The sequence below is a fragment of the Belnapia sp. genome, assembly GCF_059504005.1.
Genome location: NZ_JCACHU010000080.1, coordinates 1 through 4,758, shown reverse-complemented (window position 1 = coordinate 4,758; position 4,758 = coordinate 1). Strand labels below are relative to the sequence as shown.

Annotated in this window: 2 protein-coding genes, 2 pseudogenes and 2 riboswitches; of the genes and pseudogenes, 2 read left to right on the top strand and 2 right to left on the bottom strand. The window is 66.0% G+C overall.

Translation table 11 applies throughout. The annotated features are described in order from the left end of the window. Positions 1–1,024: 1,024 nt before the first annotated feature. A riboswitch (glycine riboswitch) is annotated at positions 1,025–1,127 on the top strand. Between the two features lie 3 nt (positions 1,128–1,130). After that, a riboswitch (glycine riboswitch) is annotated at positions 1,131–1,227 on the top strand. Positions 1,228–1,268: 41 nt separating this feature from the next. After that, on the top strand, positions 1,269–2,540 hold the full coding sequence (locus AC5JJ1_RS11985; RefSeq protein WP_495785358.1) for a D-amino acid dehydrogenase: 1,272 nt from the start codon (positions 1,269–1,271) through the stop codon (positions 2,538–2,540). 479 nt (positions 2,541–3,019) lie between these two features. Here AC5JJ1_RS11985 and AC5JJ1_RS11980 read toward each other — a convergent pair whose 3' ends face one another. Further along, complete coding sequence (locus AC5JJ1_RS11980; RefSeq protein WP_495785357.1) at positions 3,020–4,090, bottom strand: IS110 family RNA-guided transposase; 1,071 nt, start codon at positions 4,088–4,090, stop codon at positions 3,020–3,022. A gap of 307 nt (positions 4,091–4,397) precedes the next feature. Between AC5JJ1_RS11980 and AC5JJ1_RS11975 the strand changes: the two are divergent. Next, a pseudogene (locus tag AC5JJ1_RS11975) lies at positions 4,398–4,478 on the top strand (IS6 family transposase); the annotation flags it as partial. A 59-nt stretch (positions 4,479–4,537) separates the two neighbouring features. On the opposite strand, the pseudogene AC5JJ1_RS11970 reads toward AC5JJ1_RS11975, so the two are convergent. Then, positions 4,538–4,758: pseudogene (locus AC5JJ1_RS11970) on the bottom strand (hypothetical protein); the annotation flags it as partial.

The window sequence follows — 4,758 nt, the reverse complement described above, 5'->3', positions numbered from 1 at the left end:
CGCCATCGCGTCATCCTGATTGACGCGCGCCTCCATCCAGATCGTCGCGCTACAGAGCAGCTTCGTCACGCTTCCATGCCAGCGGTATCTGCTGCATCACCAGCATCAGCGACACCCATTGGGCATCGTCCAGGCTCGTCCTGGTCATGGTCGGGTCTCCCGGAAAGCCGGGTGAACGTCCCAAGGCGCACAACCAGAGACCGATGCGGAACCGAATGGGTCAGCCAGCAACTCCGGTCACAGAGCCTAACATCGCCAGCCGAGCCGGCTCGTCGGCCAGGGTCCTCTGCGTACGCCGCAAGTTGGCCGAACGGATTCAACGCCCGCCCTGCCCCATCGCCGCCGCCAACCACAGCTTCACCGGAAGCTCTGAAACCCACCCCACCGGTTGGGCATTTTATGCCCGGCTGGGACCCGCTGCTGCCGCCGATCCAACCTGTCGAGGCTGCCGCCGATGTCCCGACTAGAAGCAGCCACAAGCCGCGTACCATCAAGCCGGAGCGCCCAGAGGGCACGCCAAGGTCGACCAAGCGGGCTTTTGCCGATCCCTTCGCGGCGGATGACACCTGCACCAACTGCATCCGCTGCGGCTATCTTGTCTCGCCGGCACGAGAGCGACGCGGTTTGCTGACTTGCGCGCAGTGCCGCTGAGACGCCAGCCGCAAGGCCAGGAGTAGCGCGGCTCGTTGAGGTAAGCTCAGCCGGGATTCCCCCAGGCTTCTCGATCCGCAACTTGGTCGAGGTAGCGGTGTGAGATGGCCAGCGGCTCTTATCGCATGTGACTGACTTAGCTCAGTCGATTGGGGTATCGCTGTGGTGCCGCCACTGACGGCGGCTTTATGTCCTTGTTGATCGGAAAGCGGCGGTTTGTCGCCCGAGTCCGTGCCTGCTGGGTTGCTCGGGGAAGTTTTCAGCCGCGACGTATATACGCCGCGACAGGGTTTGGACGGCCGAAGAGAGCGCAAGACCGATGCAGAAATTCCGTTGACTTGGCAGAGGTGGCTCACGATATCGCCTTTGTCCGCTGAGGTATGCGGGAGAGAGCTTCGGGGTCCTACGGGATCTGGAGGCCGCCGAAGGAGCAACCCCCCGGGAAACTCTCAGGCACCCAGGACCGCGTAGCGAGGACGATCTGGAGAGAGGCGCCGCTGTGGCGCCCGCCGAAGGGGATATCCCGCCGCTTTCGCCAGGAAAGCCCGGGCTAAGCTCTCAGGCACCGAGACAGATGGGGGCAGGGACGGCCGTCATACCGTTCGCTGCGAACCTTTGTGTCGGAGCGTGATGTGAGCACAATCGCAGTCATCGGATCGGGAATCACTGGGGTCACCACGGCCTACGCGCTCCTGCGACGCGGGCATGACGTGGTGGTGCTCGACCGCCACCGCTACGCCGCTATGGAGACCTCGTTCGCCAACGGCGGACAGCTGTCTGCCAGCAACGCCGAGGTCTGGAACAGCACGGCCACCGTGCTGAAAGGCATGAAGTGGATCCTGCGCCAGGATGCGCCGCTGCTGCTGAACCCGCGGCCGAGCGTTCACAAGTATTCCTGGCTAGGCGAGTTCACTGGCCAGATTCGGAACTACCGCGCCAACACGATCGCCACCACGAGGCTGGCCATTGAGGCGCGCAAGCACCTGTTCTCGATCGCCGAGGAGGAAGGTATCGATTTCGACGTCGAGCAGCGCGGCATCTTACACGTCTATCGAGACCAAGCCGGCTTCGACGCCGCCGCACGCGTCAACGTGCTGCTGCGGGAGGGTGGCCTGGATCGGCATTCTGTCACGCCGGAGGAGATGCGCCGGATCGAACCGACGCTGCACGGCAGCTACTATGGCGGCTTCTTCACCCCATCGGACTCCACCGGCGACATCCATAAGTACACGCGCGGCCTCGCCGAGGCCTGCCAGCGCCGCGGCGCCCGCTTCCTGTTTGAGGCCGACGTGACCGCGATCCGGCATGAGCGGGACGGCATCGTGGTCGCGTGGCGGCCGGCCACAGGCGACGAAGGTACCGAGCTCCTGCGGGTCGATGCCGTCGTGATCTGCGCCGGCGTCGCCAGCCGTCGCTTCGCCGCCATGCTCGGCGACCGCATCAACGTCTATCCGGTGAAGGGCTATTCCATCACCGTCCACCTCGACGATCCGCGCAGCCGAGAGGCGGCGCCCTCGGTCAGCCTGCTGGACGACGCCACCAAGATCGTCAGCAGTCGGCTCGGCATCGACCGCTTCCGGGTAGCCGGCACGGCTGAGTTCAACGGCGAGAACCGTGACATCCGCATGGACCGTATCCGTCCGCTGGTGCGCTGGACGGAGGAGCTCTTTCCTGAGGTCAACACCGCCCGCACCGTGCCCTGGGCGGGGCTGCGGCCGATGACGCCTGGCATGCTGCCGCGCATCGGCGCTGGCAGCCGGCCGGGCGTGTTCTACAATACCGGCCACGGTCATCTCGGCTGGACGCTCTCGGCCGCTACCGCACAGATGGTGGCCGAGGCCGTGGGTGGGGCCGAAGCCACCACCCCGGCAGTGCCCCTGGCGGCCTGATCCGCCGCCACCCGGCATCTTGCCGGGTGGCGTCATTCACGCTGCGGCTCCCGCCGTGACCACGGACGCAACACGAAAGGCCGCCATGCAAGCCACTTCATTCCCAACGGATCAACGCGCGACCGATGCGGGCAGGGCAGGCCCAGAGGCACTTGCAATACAGGTTTGCAGGGCGGCCAGCGATTTGTCCAACCCTGTCGCTGGCTGACGAACAGTGAGCCAGACCTGGACGCGAGTTGCCGATCCTACCGACACCGCTCTGCTTCCCGCATGGTTCGTCGACCGCATGCTCGATGTGCGCGGCGGATCCTTCGGGCTCCTGCTCACCACCGGGGACGTGCTACGCGTCTCCTCGCTCGTGGCCGTGCATCCGTCTTCGAGCGGCACCGTCTTGCTCGACATGAGCCTCGATCGGGCGGGTGTGCCGGAGGGTGTGGATACAGCTTGGCGTTCCAAAGGCACCGATGCTCCTATAGTGGTCAAGCGGCGTTTTGGGCTGGGCAGACGCCTTTGGATGGACGGCAGAGATAGCCGAAGATCTCGCGTGCGACGAAGCGCTTGAGGCAGCGAATGATCTCCCGCTTGCTCTTGCCCTCAGCCGTGCGACGCCGGAGGTAGTCGATGGTGGGCTGGTGAGTGCGCATGCGCACGACCACCACGCGGTGGAGGGCAGCGTTGGCCTGACGATGCCCACCGCGGTTCAACCTATGCCTGCTGGTTTTGCCGCTCGAAGCCGGCACTGGGCAGGCGCCGCAGAGCGTGGCGAAGGCAGCTTCGGAGTGGATCCGCTCCGGCTCGTCGCCGACGAGGACAAGCATCTCCGCCGCGGTCGCGGTCCCCATGCCATGCGCCGCGACCATCTCCGGCGCGCACCGCTCGGCCAGCCGGCCGAGGTGGGCATCGTGTGACCGGATCTCGACGTCGAGGTCGAGCCAGCGGCGAGCGATGGCACGCAGGCTGGCCTTGGCTGAAGCGGTGGTCGTGGTCAGCGGCCCCGGCCGCAATGCCGCCAGATGCCGGACCAGCGCCACCCGGCCGGCGACTGCCTCGAGCTGCTCGCGCAGAGCTGCCGGAGCGCTGATCATGATGGCCTTCAGCGCCAGCATGGCCTGGGTGCGCGCCTTGACGGCGGTGTCACGGGCGACCTTGAGGTGCCTGATCATCTCCACCTTACCTGTGCCGGCCTTGGGCAAAGCCGTGGCCTGCCCACCCAGCACGGCGCGGGCGGCGCCTTCGGCATCGAGGTGGTCCGTTTTGCCATGCCGGTGGCGCCGCCCGCGATCGGGCCGGCCGGCCTCGTGAACGGTATGGCCCGTCGCACGAAGAAAGCGCGCCAGGCCAGCACCGTACGCGCCCGTGCCCTCGATGCCGAAGGCGCGGACGGCTCCCAGTGATCGGGCCCAGGCCTCGAGCTCACGGTAGCCCTCAAGGCCAACACGGATCGTCAGCTCCCCAACCCGGGCGCCGAGCCCGGTGACGGCCACGGCGGCGTGGGTGTGTTTGTGAGTGTCGATGCCGACGATGATGTCGTGTGGGCTGGCCTTGTTCATGCTGCCGGTTCTCCCATCGGGTGCGGGTCCGGAGATCCGGCGGGCGAGCAGGACTGTGACGGGATGGACGGCCTCAGGCTTCTATGAGGTCACCTCCCGCCCGATCGCCGAGCGTCGTCCGGCAGGCCGACACGTCGGTACCATGACACCGGGTCAATCAAGTTGAGGGTCAGACCCGCCGGACAACACCAACACTCTCATAGTCAAGTTGACCGGGCTGGGCCGGCGGAGCAGCCATCGGTAAAAGCCCGAAAAGTGTTCTCTTGCCGCCAAGTCGCCCTATGCCGGTCACCGGTTTCCGGCCGAGGTGATCAGCCAAGCGGTTTGGCTCTACTTTCGCTTCCCTCTCAGTCTACGCATGGCCGAGGAGATGCTGGCCGCTCGCGGGCATTGTCACATTGTTTGGTGACCGGGTGCGTTCGACCGCAAGGCAGAGCTTGCGCGATCTCACGCCGCCATCTGGGCACACGTCTCCTGCCGCCAGATTTGGAAAGCCTTGTTGCGCGAACGGCGGTACTGCTCGGCGGGCATCAGGTGCCGCCGCGGACGGAAGTGACCATAGATCATCGCGTGCGCCGACAGGAACCGCTGGGCTTGCCCGGGTGATTTGAACGGTTCTGTTGCATTCTTGCGGTGCCGCCCTGAGCAGGTACAAGCCGCAGGATGGC

Excerpts from the sequence above, each read along its gene's own strand:
- AC5JJ1_RS11980 (WP_495785357.1), bottom strand. The coding sequence starts at position 4,090 with ATGAACAAGGCCAGCCCACACGACATCATCGTCGGCATCGACACTCAC.